The sequence below is a fragment of the Cupriavidus agavae genome (genome assembly GCF_004217045.1).
Classification (GTDB): Bacteria; Pseudomonadota; Gammaproteobacteria; order Burkholderiales; family Burkholderiaceae; genus Cupriavidus; species Cupriavidus agavae.
This window is the reverse complement of sequence record NZ_SGXM01000001.1, coordinates 1669585-1690569: the sequence shown is the minus strand read 5'-3', so window position 1 is coordinate 1690569 and position 20985 is coordinate 1669585. Positions and strand designations below refer to the sequence as shown.

General features: G+C 64.6%; 17 protein-coding genes. 10 read left to right on the top strand and 7 right to left on the bottom strand.

Annotation, left to right across the window (positions count from 1 at the left end; all coding sequences use genetic code 11):
- Positions 1-47: 47 nt before the first annotated feature.
- The gene (locus EV147_RS26465) at positions 48-761 is read left to right on the top strand and encodes a helix-turn-helix transcriptional regulator (RefSeq protein WP_130390489.1); all 714 of its coding nucleotides are present in this window, start codon (positions 48-50) and stop codon (positions 759-761) included.
- On the opposite strand, the gene EV147_RS07615 is transcribed toward EV147_RS26465, so the two are convergent.
- Both EV147_RS07615 and EV147_RS07610 read right to left on the bottom strand, forming a co-directional pair.
- Entirely contained in the window at positions 748-2826 is a 2079-nt protein-coding gene (locus EV147_RS07615) for a TonB-dependent receptor (RefSeq protein ID WP_198680185.1), read from the bottom strand. The genes EV147_RS26465 and EV147_RS07615 overlap by 14 nt on opposite strands.
- Positions 2827-3132: 306 nt before the next feature.
- On the bottom strand, positions 3133-3492 hold the full coding sequence (locus tag EV147_RS07610; protein WP_130390487.1) for a winged helix-turn-helix transcriptional regulator: 360 nt from the start codon (positions 3490-3492) through the stop codon (positions 3133-3135).
- A gap of 150 nt (positions 3493-3642) precedes the next feature.
- Here EV147_RS07610 and EV147_RS07605 point away from each other — a divergent pair, with 150 nt between their 5' ends.
- The 5 genes from EV147_RS07605 to EV147_RS07585 all read left to right on the top strand — a co-directional run bounded on the left by EV147_RS07605 (position 3643) and on the right by EV147_RS07585 (position 10044).
- Positions 3643-4623: an NADPH:quinone reductase gene (locus tag EV147_RS07605; protein ID WP_130390486.1), complete on the top strand. Its 981-nt coding sequence runs from the start codon at positions 3643-3645 to the stop codon at positions 4621-4623.
- 988 nt (positions 4624-5611) lie between these two features.
- On the top strand, positions 5612-8287 hold the full coding sequence (locus EV147_RS07600) for an autotransporter family protein (RefSeq protein ID WP_198680184.1): 2676 nt from the start codon (positions 5612-5614) through the stop codon (positions 8285-8287).
- A gap of 281 nt (positions 8288-8568) precedes the next feature.
- Positions 8569-8883 carry a hypothetical protein gene (locus tag EV147_RS07595; RefSeq protein ID WP_130390484.1) on the top strand — a complete coding sequence of 105 codons (315 nt, stop codon included), beginning with the start codon at positions 8569-8571 and terminating at the stop codon, positions 8881-8883.
- Between the two features lie 112 nt (positions 8884-8995).
- Positions 8996-9520 carry a redoxin domain-containing protein gene (locus EV147_RS07590; protein WP_130390483.1) on the top strand — a complete coding sequence of 175 codons (525 nt, stop codon included), beginning with the start codon at positions 8996-8998 and terminating at the stop codon, positions 9518-9520.
- The gene (locus EV147_RS07585; protein ID WP_130390482.1) at positions 9517-10044 is read left to right on the top strand and encodes a DsbA family protein; all 528 of its coding nucleotides are present in this window, start codon (positions 9517-9519) and stop codon (positions 10042-10044) included. Before EV147_RS07590 ends, EV147_RS07585 begins: the two co-directional genes overlap by 4 nt.
- Before the next feature lie 15 nt (positions 10045-10059).
- Here EV147_RS07585 and EV147_RS07580 read toward each other — a convergent pair whose 3' ends face one another.
- From EV147_RS07580 to EV147_RS07570, 3 genes are all read right to left on the bottom strand, one after another.
- On the bottom strand, positions 10060-10620 hold the full coding sequence (locus EV147_RS07580; RefSeq protein WP_130390481.1) for a DUF2939 domain-containing protein: 561 nt from the start codon (positions 10618-10620) through the stop codon (positions 10060-10062).
- Positions 10621-10790: 170 nt separating this feature from the next.
- Entirely contained in the window at positions 10791-11255 is a 465-nt protein-coding gene (locus EV147_RS07575; protein WP_130390480.1) for a hemerythrin domain-containing protein, read from the bottom strand.
- Positions 11256-11401: 146 nt separating this feature from the next.
- Positions 11402-11962 carry a DUF4142 domain-containing protein gene (locus tag EV147_RS07570; RefSeq protein WP_235844625.1) on the bottom strand — a complete coding sequence of 187 codons (561 nt, stop codon included), beginning with the start codon at positions 11960-11962 and terminating at the stop codon, positions 11402-11404.
- A gap of 135 nt (positions 11963-12097) precedes the next feature.
- Here EV147_RS07570 and EV147_RS07565 point away from each other — a divergent pair, with 135 nt between their 5' ends.
- Entirely contained in the window at positions 12098-12343 is a 246-nt protein-coding gene (locus tag EV147_RS07565; RefSeq protein WP_130390479.1) for a hypothetical protein, read from the top strand.
- Positions 12344-12377: 34 nt separating this feature from the next.
- On the opposite strand, the gene EV147_RS07560 is transcribed toward EV147_RS07565, so the two are convergent.
- Entirely contained in the window at positions 12378-12602 is a 225-nt protein-coding gene (locus EV147_RS07560; protein ID WP_130390478.1) for a hypothetical protein, read from the bottom strand.
- A 323-nt stretch (positions 12603-12925) separates the two neighbouring features.
- On the opposite strand from EV147_RS07560, the gene EV147_RS07555 reads away from it, so the two are divergent.
- Positions 12926-16996, top strand: coding sequence for a CheR family methyltransferase (locus EV147_RS07555; RefSeq protein WP_130390477.1), 4071 nt, complete (start codon positions 12926-12928; stop codon positions 16994-16996).
- A gap of 25 nt (positions 16997-17021) precedes the next feature.
- Here EV147_RS07555 and EV147_RS07550 read toward each other — a convergent pair whose 3' ends face one another.
- Positions 17022-17297 (bottom strand): hypothetical protein, encoded by a 276-nt coding sequence (locus EV147_RS07550; RefSeq protein ID WP_206751181.1) that lies wholly within the window; start codon positions 17295-17297, stop codon positions 17022-17024.
- Positions 17298-17477: 180 nt separating this feature from the next.
- Between EV147_RS07550 and EV147_RS07545 the strand changes: the two genes are divergently transcribed.
- Entirely contained in the window at positions 17478-18050 is a 573-nt protein-coding gene (locus EV147_RS07545; RefSeq protein ID WP_130390475.1) for a recombinase family protein, read from the top strand.
- A 184-nt stretch (positions 18051-18234) separates the two neighbouring features.
- Positions 18235-20982, top strand: coding sequence for an ABC transporter transmembrane domain-containing protein (locus tag EV147_RS07540; protein ID WP_235844624.1), 2748 nt, complete (start codon positions 18235-18237; stop codon positions 20980-20982).
- Positions 20983-20985 lie beyond the last annotated feature (3 nt).

Sequence of the window (20985 nt, the reverse complement as noted above, 5' to 3'; positions counted from 1 at the left end):
AAGTCGCGATTTGGGGGAGCGAAGTCGTTGCCACAGACGATGAGGGGATGCATGCCCATGCCCAAGGGCAACTCCTCTGGCCAATGACCGGGCCCATTCTTGTAGAAGTTGGGTGTCATCGCCATCTGCTGTCTGCGGCCATCGCACTTTGGATACCACCTCGGTTGCCCCACCGACTTCGGTACGGCAGTGGAGAGACCGTGGCCTGCCTGTCATTCCAACCGAACGAAGGCATCTTGACGCAAGGGCGTTGCGCACTATTGAACCTGTCGGCTCTCACGCAACAACTGATTCGCGGGTTTCGGCGGCGGTTGAACGACGGTCAGCTCATGAGCGAAGAGCACGGGCGGCGGTATAAACAGCTATTGCGAGACGAGTTGGGGATGGCAAGCGAAGTTGGCGCGTCCTTGCCGATACCTGTAGATCGACGCTTGCAGCGTCTCGTCTACCTTCTGTCTCGAGACCCTAGTATGCATCTGACCGCTCAGGCTTGGGGGCAACTCGTTGGTCTCAGTGAACGGAGTCTGATGCGCTTGTTCCGGCAGGAGACCGGCATGTCATTTGGTGAGTGGGCTCGAACATTTCGGATATCGTGTGCGGCCGCTTTGCTAGAGCAGGGTCTGTCGGTGGCGGATGTGGCGCACACCCTTGGATACGCGCACGCCTCTACGCTCAGCGCGTTGTTCCGCAAGGAACTGGGCGTGAGCCCAACCCAGTTCCTTGCACGGAACGCTGCTATGGTCTGGCCTAGAATCGTATAGTCGCCCCGGCCCCAAGCACTCGTCCCTGTCCCACTGTGACGATCGGTATCGCGTTCAAGCTCGATCCATAGGTGTAGTAGCGCTTGTCTGTCAGGTTACGGGCAAACAACGATACTTGTAGGGCGCCTCCTGGACTTTGCCAACTCAAGGCTGCGTTCGCAATGCTGTACGGTGCCATGGAGAACGAACGATCGACATCGGCAACCCTTGAGCTGACATAGCGATAGTCGGCGGCGATCGAAAAGGAGCCTGGGAGAGCGAAGGCCTGCGCAGGGAAGGCGTACTGAAGGGATGCGGTAGCCGTCCAGGACGGAATGTTTGGTACGCGGCTTGTCGCGAAGCTGTCATCGCGCAATTCGGCGTGTGTATAACCGACGCTACCTGACAACGTCAGCCCGCGCACTACCAGCGCTCGCGCCTGCAGTTCAAAGCCAGTCGTGCGATAGTCCTGATAGCTCGTTCTGAATGTAGCGGACGCTGGGTCGAGGTAGGTTAGTACGCCGTTCTTGATCTCATTGAGAAAGACGCCGCCATCGAGTTGGAGTCGCTTATCAAAGAGGTCGACTTTGGTCCCGAATTCATAAGTGATGCCGGTCGCAGCCGGATATGGATCCGCCAACGCGCCGTTGGCCGCAGTGCCATACAGGCTGTAGATCCGCATGGCGTGGCCGCGACTGACGGAGGCGTAGCTCATTAAGACGGGGCTCCACGTGTAGGCAAGAGACATTCTCCCTGTGAGATACGTCTGCGACGTGTCGCTGTGACCGGATGCACCTGGAAACCGCTGGATGTTGCGAACGTCCATGTCTATTGCATCATTGTTCAGCCGCCCCCCGAGGGAGAGCGACCATTGGTTGCCAAATGGAATCGTCGCATCGCCGAACATGGCGAAGCTGCGAGTTTTTAGGCGCGTATCGTGCCAGGTAGGGTTCTGTTGCAGTCCGTTCCCCCAATGTCGTTCTGCATCAGAGTAGCTCGCGCTACCACCAGCAACCCATCTCACCGGTCCACCAGCCAGAGAGTTCAACCGGATCTCCTGATAGTAGAGATTCTCTTTATCGTCGGTAAAACCGGGCGTACTGGTCAAGAATGCTGCGGGGATGCCGGCCTCCGCGTAGACAAGCGAATCTGTCGCATCGACATAGTTGGAGACGCGATTTTGCTGAAAGCTTGTGATGGATGTCAGTGTGGCCGAATCAAACGCATGCTCGATCTTAACGATTGTGCCGCCGCGCTGGGTGTCCTGCGTCGGCATTGTCATGGTGCCGCTGACTGGAAATCCGGACGAGTCCTTCAGCAGGAAAAAGGGCGCGTTCCCGCGGTCTTTGGCATAGAAGCCGGTTACCGAGACGGAGTTGGTCCCATCGTGCCAGCGCAGTCCACCCCTTGCGCCACGTACGTCGCGCTGGCCCAGCCTGTCTGTCGCCAGGCTATTGATGTCGCCGTTGGAATTGGCGACCTGAACAGCAAGGCGACCGTCCAGTGCATCCGGAATCAGGTTTCCACCCATCACCGCTTCGCCTAGTCGGTAGCCGTGCGAGCCGACCTCCGTCTTGACGTGAAAATCACGCTCACCGTCAGGCCGGTTGGTCGTGACATTGATTGCGCCGCCAAGGGCATTGCTGCCCCAGAGCGTTCCTTGGGGCCCTCGCAAGACTTCTACCTGGCGGACATCAAGAGTTGGGCTTGACAGCCCAAGCATGCTGGTCGGAACGCCGTCAATGTTGAAGGCAACAGTTCCGTCGGCATTGTTGACTGGCGCCCCCAGCGAGCTGATTCCGCGGACCGCAAAAAACCCCTGTGCGCCGCTCCACGTGTTCCACACAACATTCGCCGAGCCTTGCACGATCGCCGCCTGGGGATCCAGCGGCGCTGCGCCGAGGCTATCGCTGTCGATGACGGTCACGCTCTGGGGGACATCGAGAGGTGCTTCCTCTGACTTTCGCGCCGTGACGGTCATTGCCGGCAGTGTTGCCACATCGCCATTTCGCCCATCGCGATTTGTCGCCTGGTCCGCGCCCGGTTCTGCAAACGCCGGTAACGCTGAAAATGCGGCAATAACCATAGACGTGGCCCGCAGCTTTCGGCCGCGCGCGGCATTTTCTCTTCTCACTCTCATAAACGATTCGCATTATCAAATAGAGGGTGAGAATTTAAGGTGGGGTCTTACCGGAACGATACGCACGCCCCGCCAAGATACGAGCGAGAAGCCGCCAAAGTTCAACGCCATGTCGTGCACGTTCGCGGCGAGTTCCGCTAGGAGCGGATCTGGCTGAGAGCACCGGTTGATGACCAGTACTTTTGCCTAGCGCAGGCCCGCTCGCGATACACTGCGCTCGTCGGTATCTCCAAGTGGAGTGAGCGCCTTCAGCTAGCGATCGGCCCGGCTTTCTCTCAGAACCGGATGCCCCAGTCGTTCAATATACGCATCGCCCCACGCCTTCATTGCATCGAGCACGGGCGCTAGCGTCCTGCCGAATTCCGTCAGCGTGTACTCCACGCGCGGCGGTACCTCGGCAAACACTTCGCGAATCACGATCCCGTCCAGTTCCAGTTCGCGCAACTGCAGCGTCAATGACCGCTGGGTGACCGTTCCGATCAGGCGCCGGAGTTCGCCATACCGTTTGGTACCGTCCATCAGGTAGTGAACGATCAGCGGTTTCCATTTGCCGCCTGCCACATCGACGGTTGCTGTCACCGAGCACTGGTACGTGGTAACCGAAGAGGTCATTCCGACTCCCGTTTTCATTAGGATACTTTGTATCCCTATATATCAAAGATGTGCCGTCTTGTCCGAAAGCGATCTGCCGCGGATAGTGCAGGCTCGATTGTGCGTCGCAGTTCAAGGTGGGCCGCGACGTTCATGCAAGGAGTGAGATCGATGAAGGCGGCTTATTACGAACGACAGGGCAAGGCTTCGGAAGTGTTGAGGCTTGGCGAGTTTCCCGTTACACAACCAGGTGCCGGTGAGGTCCGCGTACGCATCCATGCTTCAGGGCTGAATCCCAGCGACATCAAGGCGCGAACAGGTTTCTCCGGCGGAATGAGTTTTCCACTGGTGGTTCCACATCAGGATGGCGCGGGCGTGATCGACGCGGTGGGGACCGGTGTGGATTCCGCTCGCATCGGCGAACGAGTGTGGCTGTTCGAAGCGCAGTACCTGCGCGCGTTTGGCACGGCTGCCGAGTTTGTCGTCGTGCCGTCGCAGCAAGCCGTCAGTTTGCCTGACAACGTGTCCTACGAGGTTGGTGCCTGTCTGGGCGTGCCTGCGCTCACCGCGCATCGTTGTCTGTTCGCTGACGGAGAAATCAAAGGGCGGGCCGTACTTGTCCACGGCGGCGCGGGAGCCGTAGGCACGGCAGCGATCCTGCTGGCGAAATGGGCCGGTGCCTGGGTCGCGACGACTGTTTCGACGCCCGGCCAGGCGGATGCGGCGCGCCGCGCCGGCGCGGACGTGGTTATCGATCGGTGGCGCGAGGATGTGACGACTGTTGTAAAAGCGGCAACCGGACAGCGCGGCGTTGACCGTATCGTGGATGTCAGCGTGAAGGAGAATCTGGAGATCGATATAGGGTGCCTGGCGAACGGCGGGGTTATCAGCGCCTATGCAATGGGCGCCTCTGACGATCAGTTGAGCGTTAACTTGCTCCGCGCCATGATCGCCGGATGCGGTTTCCGATTCGTCTACATCTACACAGTCCCCTTCACCGCAAAGTCCGCAGCCATCTCGGCGATCAGCCAATGCCTGGCCGAAGGTGCCTATTGTCCCACTATCGGACTGCATCTACCGCTCGACGCCATCGTCGCTGCGCATGAAGCGCAGGAGTCCGGACAGGTGATTGGCAAGATCATCATCAACTAGGCGTCCACGCTAACAGCCGGCAATTACACAGTTCGTCGGGAATCTGGCCGGAGCCACCGTCTGATTGCTAGAGCGAGGAGGAAGTTGCTCGCGAAGGTATTACCACAAAAGCTCCCTCTTTAGCGTGATACCGGCGACTCTATCTCCTCTTCACGGGCCCCATGAACCCCCAGTGTGCCGTGATGGGCATGCCTAACCTGATCGGGCAGACCTCGCCGATCGGCTCATCACAAACGGTAGTGAGCGCGCGGATCATCCCGTGCCCTCTTCGCATCGTCGCACCGGACGACCGTCGACCCTGCGGCAAAGAGGGTAGAGTAGTAGCGGATGTGTTGTATGGTCATCCATCGTGAATCTCCTTGGCAGAAGGGGATTGCAACATGTGGTGGCCGGAGATCTCCATGGATCAGGGAATTGCTGATCCTTATGGGGCCGAGACGCATACCGCCTTCCCGAGGAGAGCAAGCGTACCCCCACGATTTTCGTGTGGGGCTGGCTGATTCACTACTGCGCACAGGTCGGCCCACAAAGAGAACAAGCCTGCGGGGTCGAACTGCTGGGGATTTTCGAATTGGGCGGCGATATCCTGCGTGAACAAATCCCTGTTAGAGAGGAGGCTCTAATACTTTTTTGTCCCTGCTCGCAATGGGGGGAAAGATATCCCGTAGCCACATCGCGACACCTTTTCTTGTAACGCTTACATAACGTCATGGCGTGATCTACCATCGCCACGGCTGCGATTTGTAGCCAAAACAATACAAACAAAGGTAGACCCATGCAGTCCAAAATTAGTCGTGGAATCCGGCGCCCAGGGGTGTGCGCACCGCAAGTTTCTTCCATCACGGTGGCCGTCGCATTGCTTTTTCCGGTCGGCGCATCGGCGGCTGAATACACCGCCTCCAATCTGGCCGAGTTGCAAGCGGCGGTGGCCGCCGCAAATGCCGATGGCGACGCGAATGCCATCATCCGTCTGACCGGAAGCTTTACGTTGAACACTACGCTGACCGGCGTACCGACACCGACCAAGCCGATCACCCTTGATACCGATGGTTTCGTCCTGACCAAGGACGTGCCCCTCGGCACCTTTGGTACGTCTGCCACGGGACCATGGACTTTCAATGGAACCTACGTGGCTACGGCGGGCACCAACGCCAATACCGCGCTCGCCCTCAGTGCCGGTGGACTTGCAATCTTCAATGGCGTCGCTACGGGCGGGGACTCCACCGCCGCCGGCGCGGCAGCCGGGGTTGCCATCTCGGTGTTCCCTAACACGGACCTCATCAACAACGGCTCGATCAAGGGCGGCAATGCGACTGTTGCTGGCGCGAACGGTGCTGCCGGCGTCAATCTGTCCGTCGGCGCGACACTTGTGAACTCGGCGACCGGGCTGATCGTGGGCGGCGACGGAATGGGCGGCTCGGTAGGCAACGGCGTGGCGTTCACCAACACCGTCAATGGGAGTCTTGTGAATCAAGGCACCATTCGTGGCGGCACCGATCTTTCCGGTACTACACCCGGTGGCGCGGGCGTTCGGCTGACCGTCGGCACGGCAACCATACAAAACTCCGGGCTGATCGAAGGCGGTACGGGCAACGCCGCAATCATTTCCGGCTCCAGCGCGGGCACGTTTACTGTCACGAACTCCGGCACCCTCCGTGCCGGTACCGGATACGCCAATGCCGTCGAGTTCGCCACTGGCACGGGCTCCCTCACGCTCGAACTACAAGCCGGTTCCAATATCGTCGGCAACGTCGTGTCCCATAGCGGCGCGACCAACGACACCTTCCGCCTCGGCGGCGACACCAACAGCGTGTTCGATGTCTCCGCCATCGGCGATACCGCGCAGTACCGCTACTTCGACAATTTCACGAAGACCGGCGCCAGCACCTGGGCGCTGATCGGCACCGGTACGGTCGCCGCGCCGTGGACGGTAGACCAAGGCACGTTGCAGATCGGCAATGGCGGCACCAGCGGCAGCCTCGCCGGCAACGTGGTGGTCAACACCGGCGCCACTCTCGCCTTCAATCGTTCCGATGCCTATACGTATGGCGGTATCGTCTCGGGCGCAGGCGGTCTGGCACAGAACGGCACGGGCACCACGGTGCTGACGGCAGCCAGCACGTACACGGGTCCGACTACGATCAACCTCGGCACGCTGGCCATCGATGGCTCTATCACGAGCCCGGTCACCGTAAACGCCGCCGGTACGTTGTCGGGCGCCGGCACGATCTTCGGCGATGTTACGAACACGGGCACGGTCACGCCGGGCGGCGGCTCGGGCGTGCTGACCGTCGCCGGCAACTACATCGGCAATGGCGGCTTGGTGCGCGTGAACACCGTGTTTGGCGGCGATACCTCGGCCACGGGACGACTGGTGGTGACGGGCGACACCTCGGGCACCAGCCAGATCCGTGCGGTCAATGTCGGCGGCTCGGGTGCAGCGACTGTCGATGGCATCAAGGTGATCGACGTGCAAGGGGCATCGAATGGTGCCTTCACGCTGGCAGGCGACTACACGTTCCAGGGCCAGCAAGCCGTGGTGGCGGGCGCGTACGCGTATCGCCTCTACAAGAATGGCGTGTCCACGCCGGCCGATGGCGACTGGTACCTGCGCTCGACGCTGGCCGATACGACGGTTGGCGGAAGTGCGGCCTCATCGGCCACCGCTCCGCTGCTGTCGCCGACCGTGCCGCTGTATGAAGCCTATTCGAGCGTCCTGCAACGCTTCAACGAACTGGGCACGCTGCAACAGCGCGTCGGCAACCGTTCGTGGTCGCCCAACGCTGCCGTTCAAGCCGAGCAGGACGCCGGCAAGCCGATCATCGGTCGCGGCGCCTGGGCGCGTGTCGAAGGTTCGAACACACATATCGATCCGTCCACCAGCACGACCAGCGCCAGCTACAACGTGCGCATGTGGAAGTTCGAGGGCGGTGTGGATGCGCCGGTCATCGAGAACGCCTCCGGCACGCTGGTGGTTGGCCCGACGTTCCACTACGGCGTTGCCAACTCCAATGTCTCGTCGATGTTCGGCAACGGCGCGATCGATGCCAGCGGCTACGGCTTTGGCGGCACGGCAACGTGGTACGGCAACAATGGTTCGTATGTCGATGCCCGCGCCACGGTAACGTGGTACGACACTGACATCCGCTCGTCGACACTCTCGGCCAAGCTTACCAACGGCAATCGCGGCAGCGGCGTGGCCACCAGCGTGGAAGCCGGCCACCAGCTCGCGCTGGGCGGCAACTGGTCCATCACGCCGCAGGCGCAACTCGCTTGGTCGCAAGTGCGCTTCGACGCGTTCACGGACCAGTACGGCGCAAATGTCTCGCGCGACAACGGCAACAGCCTGGTCTCGCGCCTGGGCGTTTCGCTGGATCACGAAACCAAGTGGATGGCCGCCAACGGCAAGACTCGCCGCTCGCATGTGTACGGCATCACCAACCTGTACTACGACTTCCTGCACGGCACGTCGGCACGCGTGGCGGATATCAGCGTGGTCAGCAAGGAGCAGGCGCTGTGGGCCGGACTGGGCGTGGGTGCTTCGATGAACTGGGACGATGACCACTACACCGTCTACGGCGAACTGCTGGCACGCACCAGCTTGCAGAACTTCGGCGACAGCAATGCGATTGGCGCGAAGCTCGGTGTGCGCGTGAAGTGGTAAGACTGCGCTGATGCGATCACTCTCGAACTACCCACGTTCAATGTAGCGGGCAGCGATGCCACGCCGAGAAATCGGCGGTACTTAGAACGTTCCGCCACGTCCTACGGGACGTGGTTTTTTTTTGCCCTTGAGAACGTCGATCAACGACTGATCCGAACAGAAACGGTCATTCATGGCCGCCTGCGAATGACTCAAACTGGCCGTCCTGAGACCTTCACCCAGCCTGCAGATCGGCGAACCGCATGGAAGGTAGCAACCCGCCTGATAGAACGAGATAGCGCATGAGCAGTTGCATCAATACTCCGCTATCCAATCACTTCGCCGGTGCGTTGAGTTGGCTCTGTTGTCGCGCCGCCGCGATCCGATTCTCGGCTGGAGATCTGCCCAGCGAGCAGATGCTCAAAGCGTCGCACGAGGTGACTGATTTCTGGGTCACCCACTCGCTCCTCGGTACGCTGCAGTCGCTCCATCGCGCGATCGAAGACGGCCAACTCGTTGGTCCGCCCGAAGATTTCGATACCGTTTCCGCCAATACGTCTGTATATGGCGGCGGAACCCCGGAAGATCGCGGTCTTCCCGGGCTTTTGTTTTTTTGACGGGTCGAATGCGAAATCGCTCCCGTTCTCCCGCAAGTCCTCTCCGGGCACCTTGGCAACAATGGCTTCAGGCGCGGCGTTCGAGCCGCGCAGCCAGTCCAAGGAGCCCTAGGTGCCAGATTCCGTTTCGGCGCGACCGTCCTCCGCGTCGCTCGTGGGTGCGACCGCGCCCGACTTCACGTTGCATGCCACCCCTGACCAGACCATCGCGCTGCGCGAGTTGCGCGGGCGGCCGGTGGTGCTGGCGTTCTATCCGGCCGACTGGAGTCCGGTCTGTGGGGACGAAATGAGCCTGTTCAACGCGGCGCGCGCCGAGCTGGAAGCCTATGGCGCGGTGCTGCTCGGCATTTCGGTCGATTCGGTCTGGAGCCATACGGCCTTTGCCGAACAGCGCCACCTGCATTTTCCGCTGCTGGCCGATTTCGAGCCGAAGGGCGCGGTGGCGCGGGCGTATGGCGTGTACCGCGCCGGCGATGGTACGGCCGAGCGGGCGCTGGTGGTGATCGATGCCGACGGAGTCGTGCGCTGGAGCTACGTGTCGCCGCTGGCCATCAACCCCGGCGTCGATGGCATCCTGGCCGCGCTGGACCGGCTGCCGAAGCGGGCCGTGGCCGCTGTTGCCGGAGACCTGTCATGAGCCATCTCGTCGTGCCGGTGACTGCCGAAGACCATCACCAGGGCCGTCTCGATGCGCCGTTGGTGCTGGTGGAGTATGGCGATTTCGAGTGCCCGTTCTGCGGGCGGATGTATCCGATCATCCAGCGCCTGCAGCAGGCGCTGGGGGATCGTCTGTGCGTGGTCTACCGCCATTTCCCGCTGGTCGACATGCATCCGCATGCCGGTGCGGCCGCGCTGATGAGCGAGGCGGCTGCGGCGGCGGGAAAGTTCTGGCCGATGCATGACCGGCTGTTCGAGCATCAGGACGCGCTCGATGACGACGATCTCGCGCGCTACGCCCAGGATCTGGGCGTGCCGCAGGATCTCGTGGAGCGGGCGTTCGGCGGGGCTTTCGCGCGCAAGGTACGGGCGGACTTTGCGGGTGGCGTGCGCAGCGGCGTCAATGGCACGCCGGCGCTCTACCTGAACGGTACGCGCTACGACGGGGAGCCGGACGACGTGCCGCTGCTGGAGACGCTCGAACAGATGTCCGGCAAGCGGTAGCGCGGCCCCCGGCGTTCAGTGGCTGGACAATCCCGGAATCCGGGCGCCGGCCACCTTCCACGACCAGAGGCCGTGGCGGCGCAGATCGACGATGATTGGCTGGCCGTTGTCGCGCATCGCGCTGGCCTGGACCAGGCTCCAGCCGCGATACGACACGCTGTACTTCACGGCGTCCCTGGCGGCCTCCTGTTTGGCTGCGGCGTCGGGTGCGGCGGCCGGAGCGGTCTGTGATTTGCGGCGGGCGATCTGCGGGCCGGGCTTTTCACCGGACATCAGTGCCATGACGCCTTCGGGCGTGACCATGACGTCCACGACCTTGTCGGCCACCGCGCCGCCGATCATCTGGCCGAGACCGGCGAGCGTATGGTCCTTCGGCGCGTCCTTGCTGCCCGGCGCGAGCTGCGCCTTGAGGTTCTCGCGCAGCGCCGCGTAGTCAACGTACTTCGAGAACGTTTCGGCGTCGTGTTTCTCGATCGCGCCCCGCATCTGGTAGATGGTCCAGTAGGGGCTGGCGTAGCTCGTCACCACGACGACCGCGACGATGGCGATCACGCCAATCAGAATTTTCCGGTTCATTTGGCCTCCCGACCTGCATGTCAAAAAGCGGGCAATACCGCAGTGGCGTGCATTCTAGCGAGAGGATTCAGGGATGTGAGCGGCTACGGACAACACAGTGTCTGACACGAACGCGGCGCACGCGCGGGCTTGCCGCACGTGCGCCGCGCCGGGAAAGTGTCGAGGCTGCGTCAGGCCGGCTGGCCTATCAGCTCGGCCTTGCGGCCTTCCATCTGCTGCGCCACCTCGGTCAGGTCGACCTTGGCCTTGATCACGGCCTGGAACAATTCGTTCTCTTCCTCCTCGACGTGGTGGCCCACGTATTCGGACAGCACCGTGTAGTGGGCTTCGAGCATTTCCTTGTCGCCGGACTCGATCTTCGCGATCAGTTCCTTGGCCACGGCATGCTCCACGTTGGCCTCGTCGAGCATGTCATCGAGCTTGTCGCTGACGCCGCGCAGCGACGGGTAGAAGATCTCTTCCTCGATCTGCGCGTGGACGGTCAGCTGGTGGCAGGTCTCGGCGGCGATCGACGCCTTCTGGCTGTCGTCCTTCGCATCCTGGAACTGCTTGAACAGCTTCTTGAGCGCACGATGGTCATCGAGCAGGAGCGACAGCGCGGCGCGCTGGTCCACGGGTACTTTGGATTTGTCCATGATGTCGTCTTTCTTGCTGTGTGGGGATGGAAGTTATGGCGCCCGCCGGGACGGGCCGGGCGCTGCGGGAACCCGATGCAAAACCCATTCCATTGCGGTTACGGCACACCAGCCCATGACCGCCGGTCCTCTGGCAAGTTTTCGACTTACTTTCTTACCTGTCCGGCCATCTTTTTCGCCATGTCGAGGTGGTGCTGCAGCGTGGGCAGCGTGTCGCGCGCGAATGCCTGGACGCCATCATCCTTGGTGTCCTTGGCCGCCTCGCGGAACAGGCTGACAGCCTCCTCGTGAGCTTCCACGCCGATCTTCTGCGCGTAGGCCTGGTCGAATGCCGCGCCGTTCAACGTGTTCATTTGCGCCAGTTCCTGCTTCTGGACTTCCGGCGGCGACGCGGGCAACTGCACGCCAAGCCGTTTGGCCAGCGGTTCCATCTTTGCCGAGGCGGCGCTGTGGTCCTTGATCATCTGCGCGGCGAACTGTTTGACGGCGGCGCTGCTGGCCTTCTTCTCGGCCATGCGGCTGGCCTCGATCTCGAGCGCGCCAGCCTGAGCGGCCTTGCGCAGGAACATCACGTCGGCGTCGCCGGCCAGCGCGGTGCCGGGCTTGTCCGACAGCGGTGCCGCGTCGGGGGTGGCGAGGTAGATCGTGGTCGACATCAGCGCCAGCGCGAGGCCGACGACAGCGGGTAGGAAGCGGACGGGTTGCATCGCTGGACTCCTTGGCAAAGTCACCGCTTCGATGCAAGCCTTGTGCCGACCGCCGGCGCTGGCTGGTGGCGTTCCGGGGGGGGGGCTGGCATACGCCTTGCGGCACTGCGGGATACCAACTCCAAGGAGACCGTCATGACGAATCGCCACGACACCCACGGCAAGGCAGGGAATTCCGGCAGGCAGGAGAAGCAGGAGAAGCAGGAGACGAGCAATCCGGGCGTGCGGGAGGACCGCGACGCCGGCGAGATCAAGAGCCGGAGCGCCGATCCGGGCCAGAGCAGCTACGGTGGCTTCAAGAACGAAGATCCCGGCAAGCAGCACCAGGGCAAGGCGTCAGGCGGAACGTCTGACCAGCCTGCGCCAAAGACCGGCAAGTGATGCGTGGAGGGCAGGACAGGGGTAGCGAATCGCTTCAGGCCACGCGCTTGACCTGCCCGTTCAGCGTGTCGCGCCGCGCCCTCAGCACGTAGATAGTCCGGCGCAATGCCGCCACCTCGGGCGGCTCGGCCGGCGGTGGGGTCCCAGCCGGATGCGCCACTTGCCGGGCGGCGATTTCCGTACGGCGCAGTTCCGCTTCGCGCTCGGCGATGTACCGGTCGAGGACGATCAGATCGCGCAACATCTTTCCTTTTTGCATGCTTCCTCCGCGCCGGCAACGCGGCAGCGCGACCGTCAGACTCTGTGGTCACTATAACCAGAATGGACCGGCCGGACGGGTTTGACTGTCCGAATTTAATGTCCGTAATTCATGCATTACGTACGGACATGGGATGAGTCGGCGGCCATACAGTCGCTGCACCTGCAGAGGTTCGCGCCGCAGGCTATTTGTTTCATCTCCCGCTCTCCGGAGCGGCTTTTTTTTGCCTGCGCCACACGGTCGTGGTCAGTCCGGGTGCGGCGCCGGCAGACATCCTGCGTAGTAATATGCAGGCTCTCCTATTCCCGGTCGTCCGAACGCCAATGGTCAGCACGCAGGTGAAATCCATCCCGAGCCAACTCAACTTTCCGGTGGTGGGCATTGGCGCGTCTGCCGGTGGGGTGGAGGCGCTCAAGACGTTTTTCGAGACGCTGCCCGCGCGGACCGGCGCCGCCTATGTGATCGTGGTGCATCTTTCGCCAGACCACGAGAGCCTGCTGCCGGAGATCCTGGGTGGCGTGACGTCGATGCCGGTGATCCAGGTGACGGACGCCGTGCCGGTCGAAGCCAACCATGTCTATCTGATTGCGCCGTCGAAGGTGCTGACGATGGTCGACAGCATTCTCCGGGTGCAGCCCCTGGCCTCGCGCGACGATCGCCGGGCGGCCATCGACCTGTTCTTCCGCTCGCTGGCCGAGGCGCACCGCGAGCGTGCCGTGGCCATCGTGCTGTCGGGCGCCGCCTCCGATGGGGCCGTGGGCATCACCCGGATCAAGGAACTGGGCGGTATCGTCATGGCTCAGCATCCCGAGGATGCCGGGGTGTCCAGCATGCCACGCGCGGCGATCGGTACCGGGCAGGTGGATTTCGTGATGCCGGTGTCCGAAATGCCGCAGAAGCTGATGGAGATGTGGTCGAACGTCCAGCGCATGCGCGGCGCGACCGAGGCGCTGCACGAGACCGACGAGGAACTGGCCACGGTCAACGAGCGGGTGCTGCGCGAGATCATGGTCATCCTGCGCACGCGCACCTCGCATGACTTCCGGCAGTACAAGCGCGCCACGGTGCTGCGCCGCATCGAGCGCCGCATGCAGGTCAATGGGCTGGCCGAACTGGCTGAGTACCGCGATTTCCTCCACGAGCATCCCGAGGAGACGCCGCAGTTGCTGCAGGACATGCTGATCAGCGTGACCAACTTCTTCCGCGACCGCGAGGCGTTCGACGCGCTGCAGTCCGAGGTGATCCCGCAACTGCTCGACCAGCGCCCGGCCAGCGAGCCGATCCGGATCTGGTCCGCCGGCTGCGCCACGGGCGAGGAAGCCTACTCGGTGGCGATGCTGCTGCAGGATGCGTCGTCGCGCAGTGCCGAAGGCGTGCCGTTCCAGGTCTTCGCCACCGATATCGACGAGCGGGCCATCACCTACGCCCGCACCGGGCTGTATCCCGAATCGATCCTGGCGGACGTGGAGCCGGGCCGGGCGCGCCATTTCCTGGTCAAGGATGCCGCCCACTATCGCGTGAAGAAGGAGTTGCGCGAACACGTGCTGTTCGCGCTGCACAACCTGCTGCGCGATCCCCCGTTCTCGCGGCTCGACATGATCTGCTGCCGCAACCTGCTGATCTACCTGGACCGCGACGCCCAGCACGACGTGCTGCGCACGTTCCACTTCGCGCTGCGGCCGGGCGGCTTCCTGTTCCTGGGTAGCTCCGAGGCGGCCGACAGCGTGGGTGGCCTGTTCACCGTGGTGGACAAGAAGGCGCGTATCTACCGCGCCAACGTGGCGGTACGCAGCGACGCGCCGGTGCCGATGACGGCGACGATGCAGAGCGCGCGGCTGCCGCTGACGGTCATGACCCAGCCGGGCCGGCGCAAGTTCTCGTTCGGCGACCTCCACCAGCGGGTGGTGGAGCAATACGCGCCGCCCAGCGTGCTGGTGAGCCGCGAATCGGACATCGTGCACCTCTCGGACCGGGCCGGGCGCTTCCTGCAGTACGCGGGCGGCGAGCCTTCGCACAACATCATCGCGGCCGTGCGGCCCGAACTGCGGCTGGAACTGCGCACCGCCATCTTCCAGGCGCTGCAGGCCAACCACAGCGTGGAGGCGCGCCGCGTGCAACTGACGCGCGAAGGGCGCCGCTTCTTCGTCAACATGATCGCGCGGCCGGTGCATGACGCCGAGGCAAATGCCGATTTCGTGCTGATCCTCTTCGACGAGGTAGAGGACAGCATGAGCGCGGACGCCGACGTGCAGCAGAAGCCGATGCCCGACCCCGTGGTGCGCCAGCTCGAACGCGAGCTGCAGCGCACCAAGGAGCAGCTGCAGGCGACGATCGAGCAGTCGGAGACGTCCACCGAGGAACTGAAGGCGTCGAACGAGGAATTGCAGGCCATGAACGAGGAACTGCGTTCGGCCACCGAGGAACTCGAAACCAGCAAGGAAGAACTGCAGTCGATCAACGAGGAGTTGACCACGGTCAATGCCGAGCTGAAGTCGAAGGTCGAGGAAACCTCAAAGATCAACGACGACCTGCACAACCTGATCACGGCCAACGATATCGGCACGATTTTCGTTGACCGCACCATGCGCATCAAGCGCTATACGCCGCGCGCCACGGACGTCTTCAGCATCATCCCGTCGGACATCGGCCGCTCGCTGCTGGACATCACGCACCGGCTCGACTACGACAAGCTGGCCGACGATGCCACCGACGCCTTCGATTCGCTGCGGCTGATCGAGCGCGAGGTGCGCAGCGCCGATGGCCACTGGTACCTGGCGCGCTTCCTGCCTTACCGCACCACCGAGGACCGTATCGACGGCGCGGTGCTGTCGTTCATCGACATCACGTCGCGCATGTCGGCCGAGGAGCGGCTGCGCGAAGGCGAGCGCCGCATGCGCATCGTGGCCGAGAGCACGCGCGACTACGCCATCATCACGTTCGACGACGATGGCCACGTGACCAGCTGGAACCACGGCGCCGAGCGCATCTTCGGCTACGAAGAGAAGGAAATGCTGGGCCAGCCGGCCGAGATGCTGTTCACGCCCGAGGACCGGGCCCGCAAGGTGCCGGCCGAGGAAATGACGCGCGCCCGCAAGTTCGGCCGCGTGGAGGAAGACCGCTGGCACTTGCGCAAGGATGGCTCGCGGTTCCGCTCCAGCGGCGTGCTGTCGCGGCTCGATGAGGGCGGCGTGTCCGGGTTTGCCAAGATCGCACGCGACCTGGACGAGGTGCTGACGCCGGGCGCGCCCCGCTACGAGTCGGGCTGGCGGCATGGCCACGACAACGCGCAGCGCGATGAATTCCTGGCCGTGGCGTCGCATGAACTCAAACACCCGCTGAACCTGATCAGCGCCAGCAGCGAGCTGATCTCGCGCTCGGCCGAGGCGCGCCAGAACCCGCTGATCGCGCGTGCCACCGACACCATCCGCCGCACTGTGCTGAGCCAGGCGCAGATCATCGACGATCTGCTCGATATGTCGCGCGTACGCACCGGCAAGCTGTCGATCACGCGCCAGCCCGTGGATCTGGTGGAAGTGGTCCGGCAGGTCTCCGACGCCGTGCGCGACGAGGCGCGCGCGCAGCGCACCACGCTGACGGTGAACCTGCCGCAGGCGCCGCTGTGGATCCACGCGGATGTGACGCGCATCGAACAGGTGGCGTGGAACCTGCTGAGCAACGCGCTGAAGTTCACCGCCGAGGGCGGGGAGGTCACGGTCCTGCTGGAGACCCACGGCGACATGGCGCGCTTTACGGTGCGGGATACCGGGCAAGGCATCGCCGAGCAGGCGCTGCCGTTCATTTTCGACCTGTTCCGGCAGGACGGCGCCCCTACGGGCCGCCCGCGCGGGCTGGGGATCGGCCTGTCGCTGGTACGGGAACTGGTCACGCTGCACGGCGGCACTGTCCATGCGGCATCGCCGGGGCGCGGCGAGGGCGCCACGTTCACGGTGGAACTGCCGGTGGGCAGCGCCGCGCGGGACGGCAAGCCTTCAGCGGTGGTGTCGGCCACGCTGCTCGACGGCATGCGCATCATGCTGGTAGACGATGACGCCCAGACGGTCGAGGCGTTCCGCGTGCTGCTGGAGTCGGAGGGGGCCACCGTCGACGTGGCGTTCGACGGCAGGTCGGCGCTGGCGCAGATGATGACGCAGCGGCCCGACCTGCTGCTGTCCGACATCGGCATGGCAGACATGGATGGTTACGAGCTGCTGCGCCGTCTGCGTGCGCAGCCGGAACTGCAGAGCGTGCTGGCGATCGCGCTGAGCGGCTACGGGCGCGAGAGCGATGTGCGTGCGGCGCGCAATGCCGGTTTCGACGCGCACCTGCCCAAGCCGGTGATCGTCGACAATCTGCTGTCGACGCTGCTGCGGCTGCGTCAGTCGCCGGGCCGCTGAAGCGGGGTCGGGGGCCCGGCGGCCGCTAGGGCGCCGGCGTTGCCTGCTCGGCCTGCTCCGCAGGGAACGGCAGATCAGCGGGCAGCGCGTGGTCGAAGCACTGGTTGGCATCGATCCAATGCTTGCCCCACGCCAGCCCCTCGGCCATGGCACGTTCGCGCGTCCGGAAAATGCCGATCGTGCATGACTGCACGACCACGGCGCCACACTGCGCGACGCGCCCCGACGCCTGCCAGTTGCCTTCTGCAAGAAACATGGCAGCGCCTTCGACCGTATGCCCATAGTATTGCTGTGTTGCCATGGCTGGCCTCCTTGTCTCCCGGGCCGGGCCCGCCGCAAGCCGGGTCCGTGGCTCGATGGTACGGAGAATCGGCCAGGGCCGACACTGTTTACGGGATGTCCGGAATGGCCCGATTGAGTACGGACTGCTAAGCTTGGACCCATTGCACATGCCACGTCGCCCAGACGTCACGACACGGACATGCCCACTCACATCTACACCAACCAGGCCGGAAACCTTGGCGAGTTCGAAACGGAGTGCGTGAAGCTCGACGCCGAGGGCTTCGTGGTGGATTTCGGGCTCGCCTGGTGGGAACGCGTGCCGATCGCCATGCCGGCGCTCGAACGGCCGCGCATGCAGCAAATGCTGCGCCGGCTGCGCCCCGGCGATACGGTGGTCACGTTCCATCTCAGGAACCTTGGCGCGTCGCTGCGGGAAGTGCTCGGCACGGTAGCCCGGCTGCGCACGCTCGGCGTGCGGCTGCTCTGCATCGAGGCCGGCAACGCCGACCTGACCGTGACCGACTCGCCGGTATGCCGCGCGCTGGAGGCTGCCAACGCGCTGGAGCAGAGCACGCGCAGCGCGCGCATGAAGGCCAGCGCCGAGCAGGCTGCCCAGCGCGGCGCCCGGCTAGGCCGGCGCCCGGCGCTGCCGCAGGGCACCCAGGACGATGTCCGGGAGGCGCTGCGGCAGGGCACCTCGGTCAGCGAACTCGCGCGCCGGCTCCAGGTGTCGCGCCAGACCATCATGCGCATCCGCGACGCGCAACGCTAGCGGCGCGTCCGCCACGTTTGCAATGTGGGAAGCGCGCGAGGCCACGCTTCCTGCAAAAGTTGCGTCCTGCGGGGCCGCTTTCGGGAGGCTGCGGCATGGGCCTCGGGCCGGGTGCAGAGCGACCGCTTCCCCGGCATGGACCTTGCGCCCCAGACGGGTCCTGTCTGCCGGAACGGAGCCCGCATTGCCTCATGCCGCACCGCCGGTCTCGCGCCGGCGTATCGCCGCCGAACTGTGGTGCGCCATCTCGGCGCACCGGCTGCGCGTGCTCGCCGCCGTGGCGCTGCTGCTGCTCGCCAAGGCGGCCACGGTGGCGGTGCCGCTGGTGCTCAAGCTGATCGTCGACGAGGCGGCCTCGACCCAGACCCTGGCGAACCCTGCCGGCGCGGCCAGCGCCGGGCCGTTCGTGCGGCTCGTGATCACCGTGCCGGTGTTCCTGGTGCTGGCGTACGCGGTACTGCGTCTGCTTGGCAACGCGTTCAATGAGCTGCGCGACGTGGTGTTTGCGCGCGTGGCGCAAGGCACCGTGGCCCGCTTCATGGCACGGACATTCGCGCACCTGCATGGGCTCGGGGCCCGCTTCCATTCGCAGCGCGAGACCGGCGGCATCATTCGCGACCTCGAAAAGGGCACTGCCGCGATCGGCTTCCTGCTGGGCGTGGCCGTGTTCACGATCGTCCCCACGCTGCTCGAAGTTGCCGCGGTGCTGGTGATCCTGGTCAGCGCCTATGGCGGGCAGTTCGCGGCCATCATCCTGGTGGTGTTTGCGCTGTACACGGTCTGCACCGTGCTGCTGACACGGCGCCGCATGCGGGTCCAGCGCAAGGTCAATGCCGTGGAAGCGCAGACCAACGGCCGGATCGTGGACAGCCTGCTGAACTACGACACGGTCAAGTACTTCGCGCGGGAGTCGTTCGAGTCGCAGCGGCTGGGCCGGCTGCTGGACCGCTGGGTAGGCGTCGGCATCGAGAACCAGTACGCGCTGTCCGCGCTGCACATCGCCCAGAGCGCCTGTATCGCCATCGGCGTGGCCAGCGTGATGCTGCTCGGCGTGCAGCGCGTGGCGCAGGGCACGCTGACCGTGGGTGACCTCGTGCTGATCAACGCCTACATCATCCAGGTGGTGCTGCCGCTGAACACGCTGGGTTTCATCTTCCGGGAGTCCAACGATGCGATGACCAACGTGGAGCGGCTCTGGGCGCTGCTCGATGCGCGGGGCCGCCCCGGCGAGGATGACGACGCGCCGGGCGCGCGTCCGCTGGCGGTGGGGCAGGGCGAGATCGTCTTCGAGCATGTCAACTTCAGCTATGGCCCCAGCCGGCAGACGCTCTGGGATGTGAGCTTCCGCGTGGGCGCGGGCCAGACCGTGGCGGTGGTGGGGGGCAGCGGCTCGGGCAAGTCCACGCTGGCCCGGCTGCTGTTCCGCCTGTACCAGCCCGACTCCGGCCGGGTGCTGGTCGATGGCCAGGACCTGCGGCTCGTGACGCAGCGCAGCCTGCGCGAGGCCGTGGGGATCGTGCCGCAAGACACCATCCTGTTCAACGACACGATCCATTACAACATCGCCTACGGCCGCGAGGGGGCCTCGCACGCGGATGTGGTGGCGGCCGCGCGCGCGGCGCAGCTCGACAGCTTTGTCGACCGCCTGCCGGAGGGCTACGAGACGATGGTGGGCGAGCGCGGCGTGCGGCTGTCGGGCGGCGAGCGGCAGCGCGTGGCCATCGCGCGGGCCATGCTCAAGCGCCCGCCGATCGTGGTGTTCGACGAGGCCACGTCGGCGCTCGACACGCGCACCGAGCGCGCGATCCAGCACGAGCTGGCCAGCGTGGCCAAGGGGCGCACGGCGTTCATCATCGCGCACCGGCTGTCCACGATCGCCGATGCCGACCATATCCTGGTCATGGAGCACGGGCGCGTGGTCGAAGCCGGCACGCATCAGGCGCTGCTGGCGCGCGGCGGCGTCTACGCGCAGATGTGGCGCCTGCAACAGCAGCAGCGCGAACTCGAACGCACCGAGGAGCGGCTGGCGTTGCAGCCGATTCGGCTGGAGGCCATCGTGGCGGGCGTGGTCGACGGACTGCGCGAGCCCATTGCGCAGCGGCACATCCACCTGTTCACGGTCGTGGGCGAGGCCGAGCTGCGCGTCACGGGTGATCCGGGGCTGCTGCAGAAGGCCCTGTGGGAGCTTTGCGAGCGCATTGTGGCGTCGGTGGATGCAGGAGGGCGCATCGAGTTGCGGCTCGAACGGAGCCATGGCGACGCGTCGCTGACGCTCTCGGCCACGCCTTCCACGCAGGGGCTCACGCTGCCGGCCGGCGAACTCCAGCCTCTGCAGGACCGCCTGGCGGACGCGGGCGTTGCGCTGGCCCACGATGCGGCGCGGCACACCTGGCAGTTGCGCATGCCGATGCGCCCGGTCAGCGAGGTGCTGGCGCCTGCCAGCTTCGCCGAGGCCGACCCGGTGGCACTCGGGCCGCAGACGCTGCGCGGCAGCCAGGTGCTGGTGCTCGATGACGACCCGCCCACGCGCGAGGTGCTGGTGGAGGCGCTGGAAGATCTCGGCGCCGAGGCGCAGGCGTTCGCGCATGGGCGCGACCTGCTCGGCTGGCTGTCGCGCACCGCGCCGGCGGCGTGGCCGCAGGTACTGCTGTGCGATATCGCGCTCGACGATGAAGACGGCTACACGGTGCTGCGCGAGGTGCGCCGGCTCGAATCGAACCGGGATGTACCGCTGGACCACCGGCTGACCGCCATCGCGCTGTCGGGGCACGCGCAGCCGCAGGACCGGATTCGGGCAATGATGGCCGGCTTCCAGCGGCACCTGTCGAAACCGGTACAGATGGCCGAGCTGATCGCAGCCATCGTCGCCCACGGCCAGCCGCGCACCGTGGCGCTCGGTTCGTCGGGCGCGCCGGGGGCGCCGGCGGCGTGACGT

Bases quoted from the DNA above. Each gene is read 5' to 3' on its own strand.
- EV147_RS26465 (WP_130390489.1), top strand. From the start codon at position 48: ATGCATGCCCATGCCCAAGGGCAACTCCTCTGGCCAATGACCGGGCCC.
- EV147_RS07560 (WP_130390478.1), bottom strand. From the start codon at position 12,602: ATGCAAAAAGGAAAGATGTTGCGCGATCTGATCGTCCTCGACCGGTAC.
- EV147_RS07585 (WP_130390482.1), top strand. From the start codon at position 9,517: ATGAGCCATCTCGTCGTGCCGGTGACTGCCGAAGACCATCACCAGGGC.
- EV147_RS07595 (WP_130390484.1), top strand. From the start codon at position 8,569: ATGAGCAGTTGCATCAATACTCCGCTATCCAATCACTTCGCCGGTGCG.
- EV147_RS07615 (WP_198680185.1), bottom strand. From the start codon at position 2,826: ATGGTTATTGCCGCATTTTCAGCGTTACCGGCGTTTGCAGAACCGGGC.
- EV147_RS07555 (WP_130390477.1), top strand. From the start codon at position 12,926: ATGGTCAGCACGCAGGTGAAATCCATCCCGAGCCAACTCAACTTTCCG.
- EV147_RS07605 (WP_130390486.1), top strand. From the start codon at position 3,643: ATGAAGGCGGCTTATTACGAACGACAGGGCAAGGCTTCGGAAGTGTTG.
- EV147_RS07565 (WP_130390479.1), top strand. From the start codon at position 12,098: ATGACGAATCGCCACGACACCCACGGCAAGGCAGGGAATTCCGGCAGG.
- EV147_RS07575 (WP_130390480.1), bottom strand. From the start codon at position 11,255: ATGGACAAATCCAAAGTACCCGTGGACCAGCGCGCCGCGCTGTCGCTC.
- EV147_RS07545 (WP_130390475.1), top strand. From the start codon at position 17,478: ATGCCCACTCACATCTACACCAACCAGGCCGGAAACCTTGGCGAGTTC.
- EV147_RS07550 (WP_206751181.1), bottom strand. From the start codon at position 17,297: ATGGCAACACAGCAATACTATGGGCATACGGTCGAAGGCGCTGCCATG.
- EV147_RS07570 (WP_235844625.1), bottom strand. From the start codon at position 11,962: ATGCAACCCGTCCGCTTCCTACCCGCTGTCGTCGGCCTCGCGCTGGCG.
- EV147_RS07610 (WP_130390487.1), bottom strand. From the start codon at position 3,492: ATGACCTCTTCGGTTACCACGTACCAGTGCTCGGTGACAGCAACCGTC.
- EV147_RS07580 (WP_130390481.1), bottom strand. From the start codon at position 10,620: ATGAACCGGAAAATTCTGATTGGCGTGATCGCCATCGTCGCGGTCGTC.